Annotated in this window: 19 protein-coding genes; 16 read left to right on the plus strand and 3 right to left on the minus strand. The window is 52.3% G+C overall.

What is annotated here, in order from left to right; genetic code table 11:
* Window positions 1-242: 242 nt before the first annotated feature.
* From KNP77_RS04540 to KNP77_RS04575, 8 genes are all read left to right on the plus strand, one after another.
* Window positions 243-2156: a polysaccharide biosynthesis protein gene (locus KNP77_RS04540; RefSeq protein WP_071398404.1), complete on the plus strand. Its 1914-nt coding sequence runs from the start codon at window positions 243-245 to the stop codon at window positions 2154-2156.
* Window positions 2153-3181, plus strand: coding sequence for an NAD-dependent epimerase (locus tag KNP77_RS04545; protein WP_131464640.1), 1029 nt, complete (start codon window positions 2153-2155; stop codon window positions 3179-3181). The genes KNP77_RS04540 and KNP77_RS04545 overlap by 4 nt, the downstream gene beginning before the upstream one ends.
* On the plus strand, window positions 3181-4524 hold the full coding sequence (locus tag KNP77_RS04550; RefSeq protein ID WP_214888889.1) for a phenylacetate--CoA ligase family protein: 1344 nt from the start codon (window positions 3181-3183) through the stop codon (window positions 4522-4524). The genes KNP77_RS04545 and KNP77_RS04550 overlap by 1 nt, the downstream gene beginning before the upstream one ends.
* A 24-nt stretch (window positions 4525-4548) precedes the next feature.
* Window positions 4549-5916 (plus strand): phenylacetate--CoA ligase family protein, encoded by a 1368-nt coding sequence (locus tag KNP77_RS04555; protein ID WP_214888893.1) that lies wholly within the window; start codon window positions 4549-4551, stop codon window positions 5914-5916.
* Window positions 5917-5926: 10 nt separating this feature from the next.
* Window positions 5927-7258, plus strand: coding sequence for a nucleotide sugar dehydrogenase (locus KNP77_RS04560; protein WP_214888897.1), 1332 nt, complete (start codon window positions 5927-5929; stop codon window positions 7256-7258).
* Window positions 7246-8376 (plus strand): glycosyltransferase family 4 protein, encoded by a 1131-nt coding sequence (locus KNP77_RS04565; protein ID WP_071398401.1) that lies wholly within the window; start codon window positions 7246-7248, stop codon window positions 8374-8376. Before KNP77_RS04560 ends, KNP77_RS04565 begins: the two co-directional genes overlap by 13 nt.
* 28 nt (window positions 8377-8404) lie before the next feature.
* The gene (locus tag KNP77_RS04570) at window positions 8405-9106 is read left to right on the plus strand and encodes a hypothetical protein (protein WP_071398400.1); all 702 of its coding nucleotides are present in this window, start codon (window positions 8405-8407) and stop codon (window positions 9104-9106) included.
* A gap of 76 nt (window positions 9107-9182) precedes the next feature.
* Window positions 9183-9836: a hypothetical protein gene (locus KNP77_RS04575; RefSeq protein WP_071398399.1), complete on the plus strand. Its 654-nt coding sequence runs from the start codon at window positions 9183-9185 to the stop codon at window positions 9834-9836.
* 27 nt (window positions 9837-9863) lie between these two features.
* Here KNP77_RS04575 and KNP77_RS04580 read toward each other — a convergent pair whose 3' ends face one another.
* A complete protein-coding gene (locus tag KNP77_RS04580; protein ID WP_214888900.1) occupies window positions 9864-10628 on the minus strand; it encodes a MerR family transcriptional regulator in 765 nt (254 codons plus the stop codon).
* Between the two features lie 48 nt (window positions 10629-10676).
* Window positions 10677-11138: a GNAT family N-acetyltransferase gene (locus tag KNP77_RS04585; RefSeq protein ID WP_236633456.1), complete on the minus strand. Its 462-nt coding sequence runs from the start codon at window positions 11136-11138 to the stop codon at window positions 10677-10679.
* Between the two features lie 220 nt (window positions 11139-11358).
* Here KNP77_RS04585 and KNP77_RS04590 point away from each other — a divergent pair, with 220 nt between their 5' ends.
* The 6 genes from KNP77_RS04590 (at window position 11359) to KNP77_RS04615 (ending at window position 17541) form a co-directional block, all read left to right on the plus strand.
* Window positions 11359-13062 (plus strand): glycoside hydrolase family 13 protein, encoded by a 1704-nt coding sequence (locus tag KNP77_RS04590; RefSeq protein WP_131490248.1) that lies wholly within the window; start codon window positions 11359-11361, stop codon window positions 13060-13062.
* Window positions 13063-13189: 127 nt separating this feature from the next.
* Entirely contained in the window at window positions 13190-13609 is a 420-nt protein-coding gene (locus KNP77_RS04595) for a YwiB family protein (protein ID WP_214888903.1), read from the plus strand.
* Window positions 13606-14034, plus strand: a complete 429-nt coding sequence (locus KNP77_RS04600) for a hypothetical protein (RefSeq protein ID WP_070328226.1) — start codon at window positions 13606-13608, stop codon at window positions 14032-14034. Before KNP77_RS04595 ends, KNP77_RS04600 begins: the two co-directional genes overlap by 4 nt.
* A gap of 46 nt (window positions 14035-14080) precedes the next feature.
* Window positions 14081-14599, plus strand: a complete 519-nt coding sequence (locus KNP77_RS04605; RefSeq protein ID WP_070328225.1) for a GNAT family N-acetyltransferase — start codon at window positions 14081-14083, stop codon at window positions 14597-14599.
* A 6-nt stretch (window positions 14600-14605) separates the two neighbouring features.
* Window positions 14606-15322: a hypothetical protein gene (locus tag KNP77_RS04610; RefSeq protein ID WP_214888908.1), complete on the plus strand. Its 717-nt coding sequence runs from the start codon at window positions 14606-14608 to the stop codon at window positions 15320-15322.
* 89 nt (window positions 15323-15411) lie between these two features.
* Complete coding sequence (locus KNP77_RS04615; RefSeq protein WP_131507922.1) at window positions 15412-17541, plus strand: (Fe-S)-binding protein; 2130 nt, start codon at window positions 15412-15414, stop codon at window positions 17539-17541.
* 45 nt (window positions 17542-17586) lie between these two features.
* Here the strand turns inward: KNP77_RS04615 and KNP77_RS04620 are convergent, their stop codons facing one another.
* The gene (locus KNP77_RS04620; protein ID WP_214888911.1) at window positions 17587-18882 is read right to left on the minus strand and encodes a protoglobin domain-containing protein; all 1296 of its coding nucleotides are present in this window, start codon (window positions 18880-18882) and stop codon (window positions 17587-17589) included.
* Window positions 18883-19096: 214 nt separating this feature from the next.
* On the opposite strand from KNP77_RS04620, the gene KNP77_RS04625 reads away from it, so the two are divergent.
* Together KNP77_RS04625 and rpoE are read left to right on the plus strand one after the other, a co-directional pair.
* Entirely contained in the window at window positions 19097-20416 is a 1320-nt protein-coding gene (locus tag KNP77_RS04625) for a hypothetical protein (protein WP_070328220.1), read from the plus strand.
* A gap of 80 nt (window positions 20417-20496) precedes the next feature.
* The gene (rpoE, locus tag KNP77_RS04630) at window positions 20497-20976 is read left to right on the plus strand and encodes a DNA-directed RNA polymerase subunit delta (protein ID WP_070328219.1); all 480 of its coding nucleotides are present in this window, start codon (window positions 20497-20499) and stop codon (window positions 20974-20976) included.
* Window positions 20977-21155 lie beyond the last annotated feature (179 nt).

The raw sequence follows: 21155 nt of genomic DNA on the forward strand, positions 1-21155 counted from the left end.
CCTTATTGACAATTTACACCTAATTCACGACTCATATACTTTCAATATTACCCATTTAGTGCGGAAATATTCACAAACAAAAAGAAATGGCCATCATACATTTGTAAAACTGTTTGATGGCTAAATTTCGTTGCTATGAAAAAGCTATGGTTTTCTTTCAGATTGTGAATCTCGAACGGGTACTAATCTAGCATCAGCGAATAACCCGTTTACATTCGGCAATCTTTTAAGGTGGTGACAGGATGACTATTCGATTCAATCATTATCCGATGGACCGAAAAAACACGATGCTTATGATGCTCGACGTGACGATCGCGGCTGCGGCCATCTTTCTCACGTTCAAACTGTTGTTCGCTCATGACACGACCGTCTCCGGCGACACGACGAAGTTGATGATGATTTTAGCGCTGAAGAGTACGGCTCTGCTCGTCCTCGGGTGGATGACACGCGTTTATCGGATTGACTGGCGTTATGGTTCGATGCGTGAGTTGCAATTGCTCGCCCTCGTGTTGCTCACGAGTGATTTACTTGTCCTCGGTGCTGCCCTCGTCGTGTTAGAGAATGTATCGTATCAAGCGCTGTTCGTCCAGAGTCTGCTCGCGTTCAACGGGATGCTGTTCATCCGGATCGTGGCGAGAATGCGGTCTTTCTTCCGTTTCCGGAACGCTCCGCCGAGCGGGAAAGCGACGCTCATCATCGGCGGTGGGGACTCAGGGCAGAAGATCACGAAAGAGTTGAAAGAACATCGGACGAACGTGTTAAACGTCGTCGGTATTTTAGACGACAATCCGTTCCTGCAACGGCTCTATATCCACGGGACACCGGTCATCGGCCCGATTGATGCGCTCGAGCGGAAAATTGAAGAGTTCGGGATCGAAGTCGTTGTTCTCGCAATCCCGTCCTTGCCTTACAACAAGCGACTGCAACTGCTCAAGCGAATCGAGAAGACAGGCGTCGAATCACACGCGTTGCCGATGCTATCGGAGCTTGCGTCCGGAAAAGTATCGATGAATGAGATCAGGGAAGTGGCGATCGAGGACTTGCTCGGACGAGAGCCGGTCCAACTCGACGTATCCGAGATCTCACATAAGCTAAAAGGCACGACCATTTTGATTTCAGGTGCTGGTGGATCGATTGGATCTGAGCTATGCCGGCAGTTGATCAAATTTGAACCTGGGCGCCTCGTCTTGTTCGGACATGGCGAGAACAGCATTTATTCGATTGACCGTGAACTCAAAGACTTACAAACGGAAACGGAAATTTGTCCGATCATTGGGGACGTCCAAGACCGGGCGCGGTTAATGGAAGTGTTCGAACAGTTCGAGCCTGAGATCGTCTATCACGCAGCGGCCCATAAACACGTCCCGCTCATGGAAGGGAACCCGAAAGAGGCTGTGAAGAACAACATCTATGGCACGAAAAACATGGTCGAAACCGCTGATTTGTTTAACGTCGAACGTTTCGTCATGATCTCGACAGACAAGGCGGTCAATCCGACGAACGTAATGGGCGCGACGAAACGGGTCGCCGAGATGGTCGTGCAGCAACAAGCGCGTCATAGTGCGACGACGTTCTCGGTCGTCCGGTTCGGGAACGTCCTCGGCAGTCGCGGCTCGGTCGTCCCGTTGTTCAAAGAACAGATTGAACGAGGTGGGCCGATTACGGTGACACATCCCGAGATGACGCGTTACTTTATGACCATCCCCGAGGCGAGTCGGCTCGTCGTTCAAGCAAGTGTTCGCGCGAATGGCGGTGAGGTGTTCGTCCTTGATATGGGACAGCCGGTCAAAATCGTCGACTTGGCCCGACGGATGATCACGCTCAGCGGCTTCACGCTTGAGCAAATTCCGATTGAATACAGCGGGATCCGGCCAGGCGAGAAGTTGTATGAGGAGCTGCTTGCCACGAGCGAACGCAGCGAAAATCAAGTGTACGACAAAATTTTTGTCGGCTGTACGCGACCGTTCAAATCGGTCGAACCAATTTTACGTACGATTGAACATCTGCTTGACCAACAAAGCGCATTGACGTCCTTCCTCTTGTTCGTCGCCAATAGCGAAATCCCGGAAGAAGTGATGGCAGATATGTTCGCGCCTCAGATCGAGCCCGTTCGGATTCGTTCGAGCGACCCCACTCAAAGGAGGAAGACGTTATGAAAAAGACTGTGCTCGTCACAGGTGTCGCCGGGTTCATCGGCTTTCATTTGGCGCGCCGGCTGTTGCGAGAAGGGCACCACGTCGTCGGCATTGATGAAGTGAATGATTACTATGATCCTCATTTGAAAGAGGCGCGTCTCTACGTCTTGACGCACCCGAACTTCAAACTGTATCGGGACTCGCTCGAGAACAAAATGGCCGTCACACGGGTGTTTGAGAAACGGAGTCCTGATATCGTTGTCAACTTGGCTGCGCAAGCAGGCGTCCGCTACAGTCTTGAAAATCCGGACGCTTATATCCAATCGAATATCGTCGGATTTTTAAACATCCTTGAGGCGTGCCGGAACTTCCCGGTCGAGCAATTGATTTATGCATCATCAAGTTCCGTGTACGGCTCGAACCAAAAGATGCCGTTCTCTGAACAGCATCCGGTCGATCATCCGCTCTCGTTATATGCGGCTTCGAAGAAAGCGAATGAACTGATGGCCCACACGTATAGCCATCTGTTCGGTCTAAAGACGACCGGACTACGATTTTTTAGCGTCTACGGACCGTGGGGAAGACCAGATATGGCGCTGTACAAATTTACAGAAGCCATCATTAAAGGTGAACCGATCGACGTCTATAACTATGGGCAAATGGCCCGTGACTTCACTTACGTCGACGACGTGATTGAGTCGATCGTCCGCTTGATGGACATTCAACCGTTCGCTGACGAAGAGTTTGACTATCACGACCCGCTCCCGGACCGAAGCGACGTCCCGTTCCGTGTTTACAACGTCGGGAATCATAGCCCCGTCCAGCTGATGGATTTTATTCGGATCATCGAGAAAAAACTAGGGAAGCGAGCAATCGTGAACGAACTCCCGCTGCAGCCGGGTGACGTACCGGAAAGTTTTGCCGATTCATCGGAATTGTATGGAGCGATTGATTTTCAACCACAGACCCCGATTGAACAAGGGGTGCATGAGTTTATCGATTGGTATATCGCGTATCACCATGCATTGAAGGAGGGAATCGAGTGATGATGTCACTTCAAGACAAAATCTATGCCAACTCTCCGTTGCCGGTTCAAAACTGGCTTATCTCGTTATACGGGTTGAAGTTATACCATGAGCGTTACGGTCCCTATTACGAAAAAGAGTTGACCAAGCTTCGAAGTCGACGGCTCGTCGATCCGCAAACAGCCCAACTGAATCGGCTCAATCGGTTCCTTAAGTTTTGTCAGACGCATAATAGCTACTATCGGGACTTGTTTGACCGCCATCACGTGGAGCTGCCGCTTCTGCAACTGAGCGATTTGAAACAAATTCCAGTGCTTGAGAAAGAGACACTCCGTACCGAACCGACTATTTTCTCGGATGTTAAAGCACCAATCGTCGGGTGTACGGGTGGAACGACCGGGACGGCACTCCAAGTCCGGTTCACGGTCGAAGATTACCAAGCCCGCATGGCCCATTTGGATTACTTTAAAGAGCAGCACGGCTTTACAAAAGGGATGAAGCGGGCGAGTTTCACAGATCGGATGATTTGTCCGCGCGGCCAGGAAGAGCCGGTCTATTGGCGTTATAACGCTCCGATGAAACAGATGCTCTACTCGGTCGTTCACTTTCATCCGAAAACGATCCCGGCCTATGTCGAATCATTGAACGACTTTCAACCTGATGCCCTCGACGGTTCGCCGTCCGCGATGATCGAAGTCGCCAAGTATTTAAAAGACACGGATATGCGCGTAACGTTCAAGCCAATCGCCATCTTTCCGACGTCGGAAACGTTGTCGCCATCGGGACGCGCGTTGCTCGAGGAAGTTTTTGACGCCCCGGTATACGACCAATACGCTTCTTCAGAAGGCGCACCGCTCGTCACCGAATGTCAGCATGGACGGATGCACCTCCATCCGGAGACCGGCATCATTGAAGCCGGAGAGAACGGAGAAGTGCTCGTCACGAGCTTCACGACCCATGGCACGCCGCTCGTCCGTTATCGGATCGGAGATCGAATGACGCTCAGCGATGAGACGTGTCCGTGCGGCCACCCCGGTACGGTCATCTCGTCGATCGATGGTCGTCAAATGAATTACGTCGAGACACCGGAAGGTTATAAAGTATTCGAAGGCGACTTGACGGCGACCGTCGCCGTGCTGCCGAACTCGGTACTTCAAGTCCAAGTGCTCCAACATGAGATCGACCAGATTGAAATGTTGTATGTCAAAGATGAGGACCGGTTCGAAAACGAACATGAGACGATATTAAAGCAAGAAGTGGAACGACTGTTCACACCGAATATGCGAATCCGTCTTAAAAATGTGCGGGCCATCAAAAAAGAACCAAACGGAAAAATTCGGGTCGTGAAGCGACTTCACGTCTGACCCATACAAAAGGGGAGTTCGATCATGGCAATCTTCGCGTTGCGGGACGTGTATTTTAAGGCGCCGATCCGCCTTCAAAACTGGATGACGTCACTTTATGGCTTGAAGTTGTCACAAGAGCGTTACGGGAAAGCGTACGAGCAGGAGCTTGCCGCACTACGCAACCGTCCGACGGATGACGCGGCCGTTCGAGCAGACCAGCTTCGACGACTCAATGACTTTTTAGCATTTTGCGAAGCGAACAATGACTATTACCGTCAGTTATTCGACGAGGCCGGCGTATCGCTCCCGCTCCACTCGATTAAAGATCTAAAACAGATTCCGATACTCGAGAAGGAAACGGTCCGCTCGACCCCGGCCATCTACTCGCACGTGAAGACAGACATTATCGGCAAGACAGGCGGGACGACCGGTGCGTCGCTCCAAGTGAAATTCACAGCAGAAGATTATCAGATCCGGATGGCCCATTTGGATTATTTTAAAGAACAACACGGCTTTAAAAAAGGGATGAAACGAGCCAGTTTCACGGGACGCGTCATTTGTGAACCGGATCAAGCGGCACCCGTGTTTTGGCGGTATAATCGTCCGATGAATCAACTACTGCTGTCATTGTTCCATCTGACCGAGGCGAATATCCCGCACTATATCGCGGAACTGAATCGGTTCAAACCAAGCGTTCTCGATAGCGCCCCGTCCGCCATGATCGACCTGGCCTCATACATTAAAGCGCACAACATCAAACTCGACTTCCAACTGATCGCCTTGTTCCCGACGTCAGAGACGATCACGGCGTTTGGACGGTCGTTGCTTGAAGAAGCGTTCAACGCGCCCGTATTCGACCAATACGCCTCGTCCGAAGGGGCACCGATTTTGAGCGAATGCAGTCATGGACGGATGCACCTTCATCACGAGACAGGGGTCATCGAGCCTTACGGGGAGGACGGCGAAATTCTCGTCACGTGCTTTACGACCCACGGCACACCGCTCGTCCGCTACCGGATCGGGGACCGGATGAAGTTTGGGGAAGGGACTTGTCCGTGCGGTCAAGGTGGGACGTATGTCGAGTCAATCGAGGGACGGCAATCGAATTTCATCGTCACGCCAAAAGGACTCAAAGTCTATGAAGGGGATTTGACGACGATCGTCAGCGAGCTCCCGAACTCGGTCATTCAAGTCCAGTTTCGGCAGTTCGATTTGCATCACATCGAGATGCGCTACATCAAAGACCCAAATCGCTTTACCTCTTCGCATGAACAAGTGCTTCGACGGGGATTGAAAGAGCTCGTCGGAGACGGCGTCGAGATTACGTTGACGCCGGTCAAACAAATTCCTCGAGGCCCGAACGGAAAAGTCATCGTCGTCGAAAAGTTGATGAATCAAATTTCACAATAACTGGAGGCAGATGGACATGGACAAACTCATCTCAGAATCACGGACAGCACGAAGAACCATTGCCAATCGCCATATCGCCGTCGTCGGACTCGGGTACGTCGGTCTCCCGGTCGCGGTCGCGCTCGGAGAAGTCGGAGACGTCATCGGATTTGATATTAATGAGGCCCGCATCAACGAACTGAACGGTCATCTCGACAGCACGCGAGAAGTCGAGCGGGAATCGCTTGAAATCGCCTCAGTCGCATATACGACCGACGCGTCACAGCTTGAAGAGGCGGATTTTATCATCATCGCCGTACCGACGCCGATCAACGAACAAAATCAGCCGGACCTCGGTCCGATCTGTAGCGCGACGCGAACCGTCGGCAAGCACCTACGGCCGGGGGCGATTGTCGTCTACGAGTCGACCGTTTACCCTGGACTGACGGAAGAAGAGTGCATCCCGTTGCTCGAACGAGAGTCGGGTCTACGGGCCGGGATCGATTTTAAAGTCGGCTATTCGCCAGAGCGCATCAATCCAGGGGACCGGATCAACACATTCCGGACGATCAAGAAAGTCGTCGCCGCCGAGGATGAGGAGACGCTTGATATCGTCGCAGCCGTATATGAGACGGTCGTCGATGCCGGTGTGCATCGCGCTTCGTCCATCAAAGTCGCCGAAGCCGCGAAAGTGATCGAGAATACGCAGCGGGACTTGAACATCGCATTGATGAATGAGCTCGCGATCATCTTCGAGCGGATGAACATCGATACGCTTGAAGTGTTAGAAGCGGCCGGTACGAAATGGAACTTCCTGAACTTCCGGCCTGGACTCGTCGGTGGCCATTGTATCGGGGTCGACCCGTTCTATTTGACGATGAAGTCTGAGATGCTCGGCTATCACCCTGAGGTCATTTTAGCCGGACGGCGCATCAACGAGACGATGGGCAGTTTCATCGCCACGTCGCTCATTAAAACGATGATCCGTCAAAACATGCCGGTACTCGGCTCACGGGTCACCGTGCTCGGCATGTCGTTCAAAGAGAACGTCAGTGATATCCGTAATTCAAAAGTCGCGACACTCGTGCGGGAAATCGAGGAGTTCGGCCTTGAGGTGCAAGTGTACGACCCGCTCGTCCACCATGAGGAAGTCGAACAAGAATACGGGATCCAAGTAAAACCGTACCATGAGCTCAAGCCGGCGGAAGTCGTCATCTACGCCGTCTCACACGATGAATTCGTGAGTGCCGGGTGGAAAATCGCCGAACGTCAGTTGAAGATGGGACGAGGGATCGTCATGGATTTAAAAGGTATCTTAAACCGAGCGACGAAGCCAGAGGAGGTCCACTTATGGCGCCTTTAAAGATCCTTCAATTCTGCGCGGTCGACGTGACCGCTGACGTCCTGTTGCGTCCGCTCATCGAGTCGCTGAAAGCCGAAGGGCACCAAGTCGATGTCGCCTGTGCCTACGGTGACCGGACGGACCGGTTGCGGGCGGAAGGTTGGGTCATCCATACGCTGCCGATCGATCGCAAATTCCATCCGAAGCGGAACGTGCAGACGATTCAAGGGCTCGTCGCCTTGCTCAGACGGGAGAAGTATGACGCGATCCATGTCCATACGCCGGTTGCGGCCGCGCTCGGACGGGTTGCGGCCCGAATCGCCCGCACCCCACACATTCTGTACACGGCCCATGGCTTTTACTTCCATGAACGGATGAGCCGGGTCGCCTATGAACTCGTGTTTTGGCTCGAAAAATCGCTTGCCGCACTCGCGACCGACTGGCTGCTGCTCCAAAGTGAGGAAGATTATTCGCTTGCCAAGACCCGACAATTTAAAAGCGATGACCGTCTGCTTCATCTCGGGAACGGGATTGATTTGACTCGATTCCAACCGCTTGAAAAAACAGTTGACCCGAAGCAGTTAAAGTTTCTGTTCGTCGGTCGCCTCGTTAAAGAAAAGGGGATCCTCGATCTACTCGAGGCGTTTCAGGAAGTGTCTGCGCGTCATCCGGGAGCGACACTCACGATTGCCGGAGAGTTGCTGTCGAATGAGCGGGATCAAGAGACCGCCAAACTCGTTGAAGCTCACTTGGTAGACAATCCGAACGTTCATTACGTCGGATACGTCATAGACACCCCGTCTTTGTTCAACCGTCATGACGTCTTTCTGTTACCGTCTTATCGGGAAGGGCTCCCCCGTTCCATTTTAGAGGCGATGGCGTCAGGTCTTCCGGTCATCGCGACGAACATCCGCGGTTGTCGAGAAGAAGTCATTGACGGAGAGACGGGATACCTCGTCCCGGTGGCCCGTCCGCAAGCGCTCGCGGAGGCGATGGAGTCGTTCATCGAGCATTCAGATCGGATCGAATCATACGGTCGCCGAGGTCGCGAAGTCGTCGAGGAACGGTTCGATGAATCGAAAATTTTGACACGGCAAATCAATTTATTTGCGCAAATTAGCGCTCGTGAAGTGGGATGAGTCGTCGCATATAAAAGGGGGAGGCGGCATGGAAGAGAAACAAGTGATTCACCAGTTGAGGACGGCCGCCGATGACGGTCGTCTCACAATCCATATGTACCAGCAATGGCAACAAGCGAACGGCGGACCGACCGTACTCGAACTGTTAGAAGTGTATGGTTCGTGGGCGAACGTGCTGCGGCTCGTCGGGTTTGAAAACCAGATGCCGCGTTTCACGAAGTCGGAAATGTTGCGAACGCTTCGCCGGGCAGCGAAGGATCTTGGCTCGATCAATAGTGCCGATTACCGAAAATGGGCGCATGACCATGATGCTCCGACGCTCACGGAAGTTGTCATCCAGTTTGGGTCTTGGAAGGTCGCATTGATCGAGGCCGATCTACTCGGGATGATGGCAAAAGACCAAAAGATTGAAATTATTCAAGCGTTGCTCGATGCGAGCGATGAAATCGAACCATTTAATTCAACGACGTATGCGAAATGGGCGAAAGCGAACCAACGTCCGAGTATCACAAAAGTCGTTCGGCGCTTCGGGTCTTGGACGCAAGCACTTGAAGAAATCGGATTGTCGACGCGTAAAGCGTTCACGGAACAAGATATTCTATCGGCGTTGAAAGAAGCGAGTGAGGATTTGGCCGTCCTCTCGCCATGGGGTTATGAAATATGGCAAAAAAAGACGGGAAAGGACCGGCGCTTAAAGATATCCAACAGATGTTCGGTTCTTTTGACATAGCGCTTTCGGCGATGGGGCCAGAATTTACAGACCAGACAGACGATGACGCTTCAAAGAGAGGGAAGGAGGAGGGCTTATGACGCGTCCGATCGTCTTATGTATCGGCGAGGATCCGACTTCGACTTATGTGTACCAGGCGATCCGGAATCTCGGGGTGACCCATGTGATCAAAGAAGACGGTCCGGCTGAAGTGCGGCCCGACTCGATCAACGAGTGGATGCGTCAATCATACGTTCGCTTTATGTCACCGCTCATGTGCCGATTCAGTCGTCAGCGCGTCCGAGAGTTACAAGCACGTTATCCGCTGAACGACAATCCGATTCCATCGCATCATCTGTTGCGTGTCACGTCACTGAATGACGCCCGAACGATGATGTGGCTTGATCGCTTACAACCACAACTCGTGATCTTGCACGAGACCGGACCCGTCGACATGAGCCGACTGCACCGTCTTGACTGTCCGATTTTAACGGTCAGCCCTTCGATGGCCAAAGGACAACTTGAAGCGTACTGGGCGTTTCGCGCTAAGCCTGACGTCTGTGAAGTGAGAATCGAACAATGGGGCGACAGAGGCTGGACTGTACTCGATCGGTCCGTCCTGTATGTCGGTGGCACCGATAACTTTGCGACGTATCCTTACCTTCAACTTGTGACGGCACTGCCGCTTTTGCGTCGTCAAATTGAATCGATGCTCGAAGAGGACGTATATGATCGACGGACGGCAGAGTAAAGGCCAAAGCGAGTTCGCTTTGGCCTTTCAGCTATTTTTGATGCAGTAATGTTGGATTGCGTCGTTATAGTAGACGGCAAGCCCGGTCGCGTACTTGTCGTAAAACATCGTGAACCGCTCATCCATGACATACATGTGCCCGAGTCCGCTGAACATGTCGAGCGAGCAGTCGTAGAAGTTGGTATGGATGAACTGATGGTTCGCTTTGACGACGGCTTGGACACGTTCGTCTTCAATCGGTACGTCCGCTCGGAACAGGTCGACGAGCGGTTTGACGAGATTCATCTGTTCTTGGCTGAGTGTTTCCCAATCATCTTTCGAGCGTTGGTTGGCACGCTCGAAAGATGTGTGGTACGCCTCGCTGTCGCCCCAACGGTCTTGTACTTCAGTCTCATGTTTTGCTTCGTGTGCCTTGAGTTCGTCAAACGACAGTCCGTTGAACAATGCGTTGTCTTCCATGGGAAGTCCTCCTTTGAGTGAGGTGAGTGTCGCCTCGGCCGTGTCGGCGAGCATATCAAAATAAGCCGCTTTCTCGCGCAACGCTGTGACTTGGCGCTCGAGCGTCTGAGCCCGGTCGAACGAATCGGCTTCAAGTAAGTGTTTGATCGCGTCGAGTGAGAAGTCGAGCGACCGATAGAACAGAACCGTCTGCAAACGGTCGACGTCATGTTTTGCATAGCGGCGATATCCATTGTCGTCGCGCAGCGGTACAAGCAGACCGATCGCGTCATAATGCCTTAGTGTCCGTTGCGTCGTCCCGGCGAGCTTCGCGAGCTGCTGAATCGAATACATAAGCCTCACCTCCTTGAATTCAGCGTAAAGCGTGACGTCACGTCAAGGTCAAGCTTGTTTTTCAAATAAGGAAAAACCGTCGCGTTCGCCGACGTAGCTGAAGCCGAAGCGAAGATAATAGTCGTTCAAAAATCCGTTCGTCGCGACACAGTCGAGCCGGATCCGTTTTGCCCCGGCCATTGCCTGACGCATCAATTGAGTACCGATTTGTTTTCCTTTATGGCGCGAGTCGACGACGAGGCGATGCACGTAGACGGCTGTGTCGGCGTCGTTCCATAAGTTCTCGTCCCACGACGTCGGCGGGATCAGACTGACCGCCCCGATGATGGTGTCGTTCTCTTCATATACGTACACCGTCCCGTTCGTGACGTCATACGTCACAGTATCGGTCCGACTCGGCTTTAAATATTTTTGCCATTGCGTTTTTCCGGCTGCTTTAAACTCCATCGCTTTCGTTAGAATAAGCGTATCGATGGGAGATACATCGGCCACGGTGGCCAAACGAATCATATGAGTCGCCTCGCTTTCAATTGGTTTTCAAATCGTGTAGGGTACACGGTGAGCAAGCTATTTAAAACTTCTTTGTGTCGGCGAATGATTTTTGGTAAGATAAACTTACTGTAATCGTGCAAACGATTGCGCTAGCCGTAAGAAGAAAAAATAGCACTGATATTAGGATAAGTATATAGGATGCGCAGTAAGTTTAGAGACAAGGGAGTCTTATTGAGATATGCAACTTTTACAACGTGACCAACAGACAAAAACTTTAAAACGAAATTGGTGGAAAGAAGCCGTCGCCTATCAAATCTATCCGCGCAGTTTTTACGACGCGAACGGTGACGGGATCGGTGACATTCAAGGCATCATCGACAAACTCGATTATTTGAAAGACCTCGGCGTCGACGTCATCTGGATTTGCCCGATGTACAAGTCGCCGAACGACGACAACGGTTATGACATTAGTGACTATGAGGACATCATGGACGAGTTCGGGACGATGGCAGACTTTGACCGTCTCTTGGAAGAAGTCCATGCGCGCGGCATGAAGCTGCTCTTGGACCTCGTCGTCAACCACACGTCAGACGAGCATCCGTGGTTCATCGAATCGAAGAGCTCGAAAGACAATCCGAAGCGTGACTGGTACATTTGGCGCGACGGGAAGCCCGACGGTTCGAAGCCGAACAACTGGGAGTCGATCTTTGGCGGCTCGGCTTGGGAGTTCGACGAGACGACCGAACAGTATTTCTTGCACGTCTTCTCGAAGAAACAGCCGGACCTCAACTGGGAGAACGCTGAGATGCGCCAGACGATCTACAACATGATCAATTGGTGGCTCGACAAAGGCATCGACGGTTTCCGCGTCGACGCCATCAGCCATATCCGTAAACACCCGTCGTTCGGCGATCTTCCGAACCCGGAAGGCCTCGACTTCGTGCCGTCGTTCGAGATGCACATGAACGTCGACGGTATTCACGGCTACCTGGAAGAACTCCGTGACGAGACGTTCAACAAACACGACATCATGACGGTCGGTGAAGCGAACGGCGTCTCGCCTGACGACGCCCACCTTTGGGTCGGTGAGAAGGACGGCAAGATGAACATGGTGTTCCAATTCGAGCATATGGGCCTTTGGCGTGAAGACGCCGAGTCGAAACTAGACGTCGTCCATTTGAAAAACGTCTTGACGAAATGGCAAAAAGGCCTCGAGGCAGACGGCTGGAACGCCTTGTATGTCGAGAACCACGACCAGACACGGACCGTGTCGTCATGGGGCGACGATGAGCGTTACTGGAAAGAGAGCGCCAAGTCGATCGCGATGATGTATTTCCTCATGCAGGGGACACCGTTCATCTATCAAGGCCAAGAAATCGGGATGACGAACGTGAAGTTCGATTCGATCGACCAGTACGACGACATCGCGACACGCAACCGTTACTATATCGGACGTGAGCACGGCAAGAGCCATGAAGAGATGATGGAGATCACGTGGAACTCGTCGCGTGACAACACACGGACGCCGATGCAATGGAGCGACGCCGCGAATGCCGGCTTCACGTTCGCCGAGAAACCGTGGTTCGGCATCAACCCGAACTATCCGGACATCAACGTCGACGCGCAGCTCGAGGACGAGGATTCGATCCTCAACTTCTATAAAGAGATGATCCGTCTCCGGAAAGACGACGAGACGTTCGTCTACGGCAAGTACGATATCGTCTTGCCGGAACATCCGGAGATTTACGCCTACACACGGACGCTCGGTGACACGCAATACCTCGTCATGTCGAACTTGACGGGCAAAGAAGCGATCTTCGCGACGGATATCATGCTTCGTTCAGACGACGTCGTCTTGAAGAACATGCCGCTCGACGCGCATGATGAGACGATGCTCCTCCACTTGAAGCCGTTCGAAGGACGCGTCTACAAGTTGAGCTGACTCAAAGACAGGGGAAACCCTGTCTTTTTTGTAGTGTGAGGCGCGCGCGAACCGGGAAAGAAAAAGTTAGCGATTCCGGACCGTTTAGGAGATATGGTACGATGAGACAGCGGAAAGGGGAATCACCATGGCAATTGAACCACGACGGGTCCGTGTCCGGCAGACGACGAAAGTCAGTGAGGTCGATGAACCGATCGAGCTCCATGCCGACGGGCTCTACTATGAATTAAAAACCGGCTTCGTCTTGATGTTCGACCAAGAGCGTGAGGACGGCATCGTACCGACGACGTTGAAATATACGACTGGGCGGCTCGCCCTCATCTGTAAAGGACCGATCGAGATGAACCATTCCTTCATTGAAGGACGGCTGACACAAAGCCTATACAAAAATCCATATATGTCGATGACGATGGCGACGACGACGGTGCGGCTCGATGTCCGGGACGGCCGCTGCCGTTTCCATTACGAGTTGGCAATGAACGACGACTTGGCGGGCGACTATGAAGTCGACGTCGCTTGGACGTTTGAAGGAGGAGAAACGACATGAATTTTACAGAACGTGTGAAAAAGATTGAAGAGATGTTGAACGAGGATTGGTTCGAGATGCTCGAGACGAACGAGGAAGAGTATGAGGAATGGCGAGGCCGCCTCGAAGACCATGCCGAACAAGTCATCGGTCATTATGACAATGAGACGGGTGTCGATATGGACGCAGTCGACAAGTTGCTCCAATTGAACGACGAGTTCCCGCTCCTGTACGGAGAAGACACGGTCCGGCTCTATATCGCGTTGATCGAGGCGCGATCGGAAGATAAATCGGTGTACGACCGCTATATCGACTACTTGGCGGCAATCGGTGACGCTGAGCATGAGGAATTCTTGCGGTTCCACACGCTCGTCGAAGCCGGTCGCTTAGACGAAGCGAGACAACTCGCACCCGTGATGCCAAAACGATTAGGACTCGAAGACTAAGGCCGCATTGCGGTCTTTTCTATACATATAATTAGGGGGAAATGCTATGTTACGGCTCGTGAAGACGTCAGTTGAACAGCAAGACCAAGTTCTTGCCCTGTTAAGCGAATGGAAAGAGGACGGAAGCAACATCGTCCCGACGACGATTAATAAAGATACAAGCGATTTTGACGCCTACGTCAAACGACTACTTGACGCAGAAGACCGTGAAAAGATTGAGGACGGTTGGGTGCCGAGCACGACGTATTGGTTGACGGACGGGGACGAGTTGCTCGGGGCGGCGAATATTCGCCATGAGTTAAACGCCCACCTGTTGAACTTCGGGGGACATATCGGCTACGGCATCAAGCCGAGTGCGCGCGGACGCGGTTTGGCGACAGAACAGCTACGTCTCGCGCTCGAGAAAGCGAAGGAACTCGGGATTGAGCGGGCGCTCATCACGTGTGACCGAGAGAACGTCGCCTCTCGCCAAGTCATTTTGAACAACGGGGGTGTCGCCGACACACCGTATACCGAAGAAGATGGAACCGTCGTCGAGCGATTTTGGATTGAACTGAAAGGGTGACATGGGATGGCGAACTGGATTGTCGTGTATTTAGTGCTCATCAATTTCTTTGGGATCTATTTGTTTCCACGCGACCGGGTACCGTCTAAAAAATGGTTCTCATTTTCGAGCGGGATCGCCATCACGTATTTTTTCATGTATCTGTTACCATCTCTCAACAAGCGCCAAGATACGCTTCAAGTCGACTGGCTCGACCTTGCCTTGCCGTCAGAGATTTACGTCGTCAGTCTGCTCGGCTTCACCGTCTTCTACGGGACGATGCGGTTCGTGCGGACACCGTACTTTCAAGACGAGACGATCGACCGCACCGTATCGTATTGGCTTCAAGTGACGCTTCTGACGGCATACATGTCGTTCTCGGCTTACGTCGTCACGGCGACATCGGTCACGTTTGTGGCACGTAGTTTTTATGCGACCGCGCTCGGTGTCCATTTTCTCGCTGTCGGACACGACTTGTACCGTCACTACGGGGAACGTTATTTGACGCAAGGCCGTTATTTTTTGAGCGGCGGGATTCTCGTTGGCGGCTTGTTCGCCCGTTTCATCGATCTCGCGACGCACGTCGAGGCGCTCCTGTTCGCGTTCGTCGCCGGGGCGATGATCCTCAATATCGTCAAGTTCGAGCTGCCGGCCGACCGCAACCTCCACTTCCGGACGTTCGTGCTCGCTGTTTTTGGCTACGGCGGCATCTTGTTGTTCTTGAAGCATGTGCTCGACTTTTGATTCCAACAAGAAAATGAATGACTGTTCATTCACTTTTTGTTATACTGAACTCAAGATTGAATCCGTTTTCATAAGGGGGAGTTTTGGGGATGTCGACATTTTTAATCGTCAACTGGATTCTATTCTTGCTTGTTCTTGGCTATGGACTGTATTTGTTCGCGACGCTCGTCTATCAGCGGTATACGTTCATCAAGCTTGGGAAGAAGGCAGAATGGAGCCAAACGAATAAGGAACGGCTCGAACAAGTCATGATCAACGTGTTCGGTCAAAAGAAACTACTGAAGGATAAGAAGAGCGGAATCATCCACGTCATGATGTTCTATGGGTTCATCCTCGTCCAGTTCGGGGCCATCGACTTCATCTGGAAAGGGCTCGCCGTCGGGACACGCTTCCCGCATGTGCCGCTCGGACCGGTCTATCCGATCTTCACGTTCATGCAAGAAATCGTCATGCTCATGATTCTCGTCGCGGTCGTTTGGGGATTCTACCGCCGTTACGTCGAGAAACTTGTGCGCTTGAAGCGGAACTTTATGGCCGGCCTCGCCCTCATCTTCATCGGCGGGCTCATGGTATCGGTCTTGTTCGGCAACGGGTTCTATCTCGTCTATAAAGAAGAGCTGCCGATGTGGGGCGAACCGGTCGCGACACTGATCGGTTCAGCGTTCGCTTGGGTACCTGGGGGCGTCGCTTTCGCCTTGTTCGTCGTCTTCTGGTGGCTACACCTCATGTTCTTGCTCAGCTTCATGATTTACATCCCGCAAGGCAAGCACGCCCACTTGATCGCCGGCACGTTAAACGTCTGGCTCGGCCGGACGCACAAAGTCGGCCGTCTCGCGCCGGTCGATTTCTCGGCGATGGAAGACGCGGAAGAGTCAGACGAAGAAGTCGTCTTCGGTGTCAACAAAATCGAGGACTTCAACCAGAAGCAACTCGTCGACTTGTACGCTTGTGTCGAGTGTGGGCGCTGTACGAACGTCTGTCCGGCGACCGGTACCGGCAAGATGCTGTCGCCGATGGATCTCATCGTCAAGCTGCGTGACCATATGAACATGAAAGGGGCGGCCATCACGCGGAAATCACCGTGGGCACCGGCCCTCATGTTCCAAAACACGCAAGGTGCGGAGATCGCGGCCGCGGCCCAAAACGGGCACATGCTCGTCGCCGATGAGTTGATCGGCAACGTCATCACGGAAGAAGAGATTTGGGCGTGCACGACGTGCCGAAACTGTGAAGACCAATGTCCGGTCATGAACGAGCACGTCGATAAAATCATCGACCTTCGCCGTTACCTCGTCATGATGGAAGGGAAGATGGACCCTGAGGCGCAACGTACGGTCGCGAACATCGAGCGCCAAGGCAACCCGTGGGGCATGAACCGGAAAGAGCGCGAAAACTGGCGCAAAGACCGGGAAGAGCTCGTCATCCCGACTGCCAAAGAGAAGAAGAAAGCGGGAGAAGAGTTCGAATTTCTCTTCTGGGTCGGGGCGATGGGCTCTTACGACAGCCGTAGCCAAAAAGTCGCCCAAAGCTTCGCGAGTGTCTTAAACAAGGCCGGTGTCTCGTTCGCCATCCTCGGAAACGAGGAGAAGAACTCAGGGGACACGCCGCGCCGAATCGGGAACGAACTATTGTTCCAAGAACTCGCCGAAGCGAACATCAAACTGTTCGAGAAATACGGCGTCACGAAAATCGTCACAGTCGACCCGCACGCGTACAACACGTTCAAAAACGAGTATCCGGACTTCGGGCTGACTGGTGTGAAAGTGTACCATCATACCGAGCTGCTCGCCGAACTGCTCGATACGGGACGGGTCAAGCCGGACTTCGCCGTGAACGAACGCGTCGTCTACCATGACTCGTGCTATCTCGGCCGCTATAACAACGTCTATGACGCACCGCGTTTCGTCCTCGAACGAATTCCAGGTGTCGAGCTCGTCGAGGCGGCACGTAACCGCGAGAACGGCATGTGTTGTGGAGCCGGTGGCGGACTCATGTGGCAAGAAGAGAAAGTCGGGACGCGTGTCAACGTCGCTCGGACCGAGCAGTTGCTCGAGACGAAGCCGACGGTCATCGGTTCGGCATGTCCATACTGCTTGACGATGCTCTCGGACGGTACGAAAGCGAAAGAAGTCGATGAGACGGTCGGAACGTTCGACGTCGTCGAGCTGCTCGATCGCTCACTGAAGCCGATCGAAGTACCAGAACCAATCTTACAATGAAACAAATCCGGGCTTGGTCAGCGACCAGGCCCGGATTTCGTTTACTTACATTTCGGATTTTGTGAGCAGTGAAGACGTGAGGTGAGACAGTCCTTGCGTCGTCTCGTTGATGGCTGAGATCGTCTCGACCATCTGTCCGAGGTCTTGCTTGTTGCGTTCGAATGAGAGAACGTAGTTGCCCATCTCGTCTTTCACGGTCGAGAAGCCGACTTTGACCGCGCTCAACTGGCGCATCGCCTCGTCGTTCGTCCGATGCATTTGTCCCATCTGGTCGAGCAGGGCGGCGATGTTCGTCTCGTTCTCGTGGATGAGTACGTTAATCTGGCTGCTCAGTTGTTTGGCGTTCTCGGCGAGTGTCCGGACTTCGGTCGCGACGACGGCGAAGCCTTTGCCGTGCTCACCGGCCCGGGCCGCCTCGATTGAGGCGTTCAACGCGAGCAAGTTCGTTTGGTTGGCGATCTGTTCGATGCTGCGGGTCATGCTGACGATCTCTTGCGAGCCGTCTTTGAGTGCTGTGATGCGCTCGAGCGAGGCGTCGACGTATGTCGCCGATTGCGTGAACTCCGTCTCCATCTGCTCGATCTGTTTGCCGTTCGTTTGCGTCAGTTCCATCAAGTGACGGCTCATCTTCTCCGTCTGTTCGGTTTCAGACAACACTTGGTGGGCCCGGTCGCTCGTCTCGGACATGGCGGCGCCGGTCCGTTCCATCGTCGTCGCGACTTCCGTGCTGACACGACCGATATCGGTCAACAAATCGGTCCGGGCCGCGTTTGCCGATTCGATTTCACCGAGTCTGGCGTCGACGTACTGCTCTGTCACGATTTGAGCGTCTAAATTCATCGCGTGAGACAACGCGAGCAACGATTCGGTCATCGCCGCCGGGTCGTGTTGATAGTGCTCGACGATTTTCGGGACGAGCAACGTGTTGAACGCAGAATACGTCGCGAGGAACCAGACGACCGGTACCGAGAAATTATGGTGTGTCTGTCCCATGCGTTTACGCATGGCGAGAAACTTCTCATCGATTTGACCCGTCAATAGGCTACGGAAGTAGTCGGCGAACACTTTTTTCAAACGCTCGCGTGTCGATGAGGCGTTGGCGATCTTGACCATGTCAGGTTGCAACATCAAGTGGTCGAGTACGCTTTCTAACACGTCATCGAGCACAGATTCGACGAGTGGGGCCATCGCTTGAAGTCGTTCGACTTGAGTCGACGTATAGCCCATATAATGCGCGCGTCCGCTCAGGCGTTTGTCTGATGGTTGTGCGATGGTCGTTGCGTCAGGGAAAGCGATTGATGCGGTATAATCAGGTTTTTTCGGTTTACGGAAGAGTGTCATTCAAAAATCTCCTTTTTCATCGTATGTAGAATATAGCTGTCATCTTTATATCGGCTAAGTAGTGGGAAAAGTAAGGTGTGAATGTGTAATCGCTTTATCCTCAGTGACTAAGCGGATGAAATCATTCGGAGCCAGCGTTATTCCATCGGAAAACCGGGAAAAAGATTCAAAGAAGCTTTTATTTAGGGGTCCGTCAAGAAAGAAGGGGACGCATGTGAAAAACGCTATTGTTTTATTGACAATCGTGAGTGCGCTCAGCAGCCAAATCCTCCCGCAAATTTTGTATTTGTCAGTCATGGCATTAGAAGAAGGCGCCGGGGGTTTAATCCCATTCATGATTTTTTATGTCGCGAGTATGTCGGGTCTATTGTTGTGGGTTTATGTCATCGGTCGTCTCGGGTCGAAACAGACGTTTTTGATTGCTTTATGGGTACTGGTCGGCGGACTGATCTGCTTTTTGTTGCCGTTTGAATGGGCCGTTGAGTTGAGTGCATTTTTAGTCGGCGTCGGCTCAATTGGCGTCGGGTCGATCATGACGACGATTTTGTCCCAACTGAGTGAACTGTCTGTACCAAAAGAACCGACGGAGGACAAAGGGAGTTCATTGCCGCTCGTATTGGCACTCGTTGCGTGGATCGCCGCATTCTCATACACGCTCACCCAATCTTACAATGGGGCCGTCATCTTATTCCTCGTCAGCCTCGTCCTGCCATGGTTATTCGTGAGAAAATTGCCACTCCAAAAAACGGCAACTTGGACATTGACGACGGTAAAGTTTGTGGGCGCCTTCATCGCCGTCACATTATTTACGTTAGTGAGCCGTCTTCTTAGTTTGTTAGAAGGAACGAGAGGCTACATTGAAATATTTTTGTTGATGGTCATTTTACTAGGATATGTGGGCTGGGTTCTGTTCCAAGAACGGACGAGAACATACGTCAGCGCGACTAGGACGCGACAAGTCCAATTGCTTGCGTTCGTCGTCGGCTTGTTCGGGGGATGGACATTGATCGGTGCCGTATTCGTCAGTCTCGCCCTATATTCGTTTCAAGTACTCCTCTTCTATGTATTTGTCCCATTTTTGGCAGGGGTTATCGGTTGGGTATTGATTAGTCGCGTTTTCGAGTTGGCTCGCCGTCCTTATCTCGTCCTGTTCGTCTCATCTCTGGTGTTTTTCTTAGGTTTCATCGAACCGCTCGTGTTCATTCCCGTCCTGTTCGTGAGCGGTTACGTCCAAACGATGTACTCAAGTGCCGGGCACGTCTACTTATATGAATACTATGGAGACAACAAAGAGTTTGCTTCGTTACTGCTTCAACTATGGAAACGATTTGGCATGGTCGTCGCCTATTCCGCTTTGATGGTCGGAATATTAAGCTATGGTCTCTACGTTGGACAGACAGTCAATGCCGAGCTGTCGTTTCAAATTCCTCGCGGCTGGATGATGGGGGTACTCGGTCTGACTTGGTTGTTTAACGTTGGATTGATTACAATCTATTGGCAACGCGTCAATAAAAATCAAGCGGAACCGAAATAATTTCCTCTAGCTTTTTTATATCGGTTTTGTTTATAATGAGGAGTGATGTTTAACTAGTGACGGAAAAGGAGTGTCCTTTAATGAATAAATCGTTGATCGATTTTGTTTACGAAATTCTTCAAAAGACTGGGGAGCAACCAGTTTCATTTGATGAAATCCGCGAGCAGATCAGACAAAACTATACGTTCACAAGTGAAGAGGAAGAGCTCGAGAAAATCGCGCAACTCTACACGGACATGAACATCGACGGACTATTCGTCAACTTGGGAGCTAACCGTTGGGCGCTTCGTGTTTGGTATCCGTTCGATAAGTCAGACGAAGATCTCGTCATCGAGGCACGCCAACGCGGCGAGCTCGACGAGTTTGAGGAAGATCTCGATGAGACGGACGAAGGCATCGTCGACATCGAAGACGACCTTGACGTCTTTGCTAAAGGTGAAGATTTCGATGCATCTGAATTTGATGCGGATGATGAAACTGAAAAAGTACCAGACCTTGACGAGTTCAAGGACGACGACTTAGACGACGACCTCGACCTTGAAGACGAGGACGACTTATAAGAGACCGCAAAAAGCCGGGCATTTGTCCCGGCTAGGCGTGTCTCTTTTTCTTTTTTGGCACACGTGACCAAGAAAAAAATAATAACTTGACGACTGCATCGTCTCTGACGTAAATTAGTCATGGGCTAGTTTAGCACGTACGATGCAGCAAAAGTGTCCCCCATGTCAGTGGGGGCACT

Source organism: Exiguobacterium sp. s142 (assembly GCF_018618455.1).
Lineage (GTDB): Bacteria > Bacillota > Bacilli > Exiguobacteriales > Exiguobacteriaceae > Exiguobacterium > Exiguobacterium aurantiacum_A.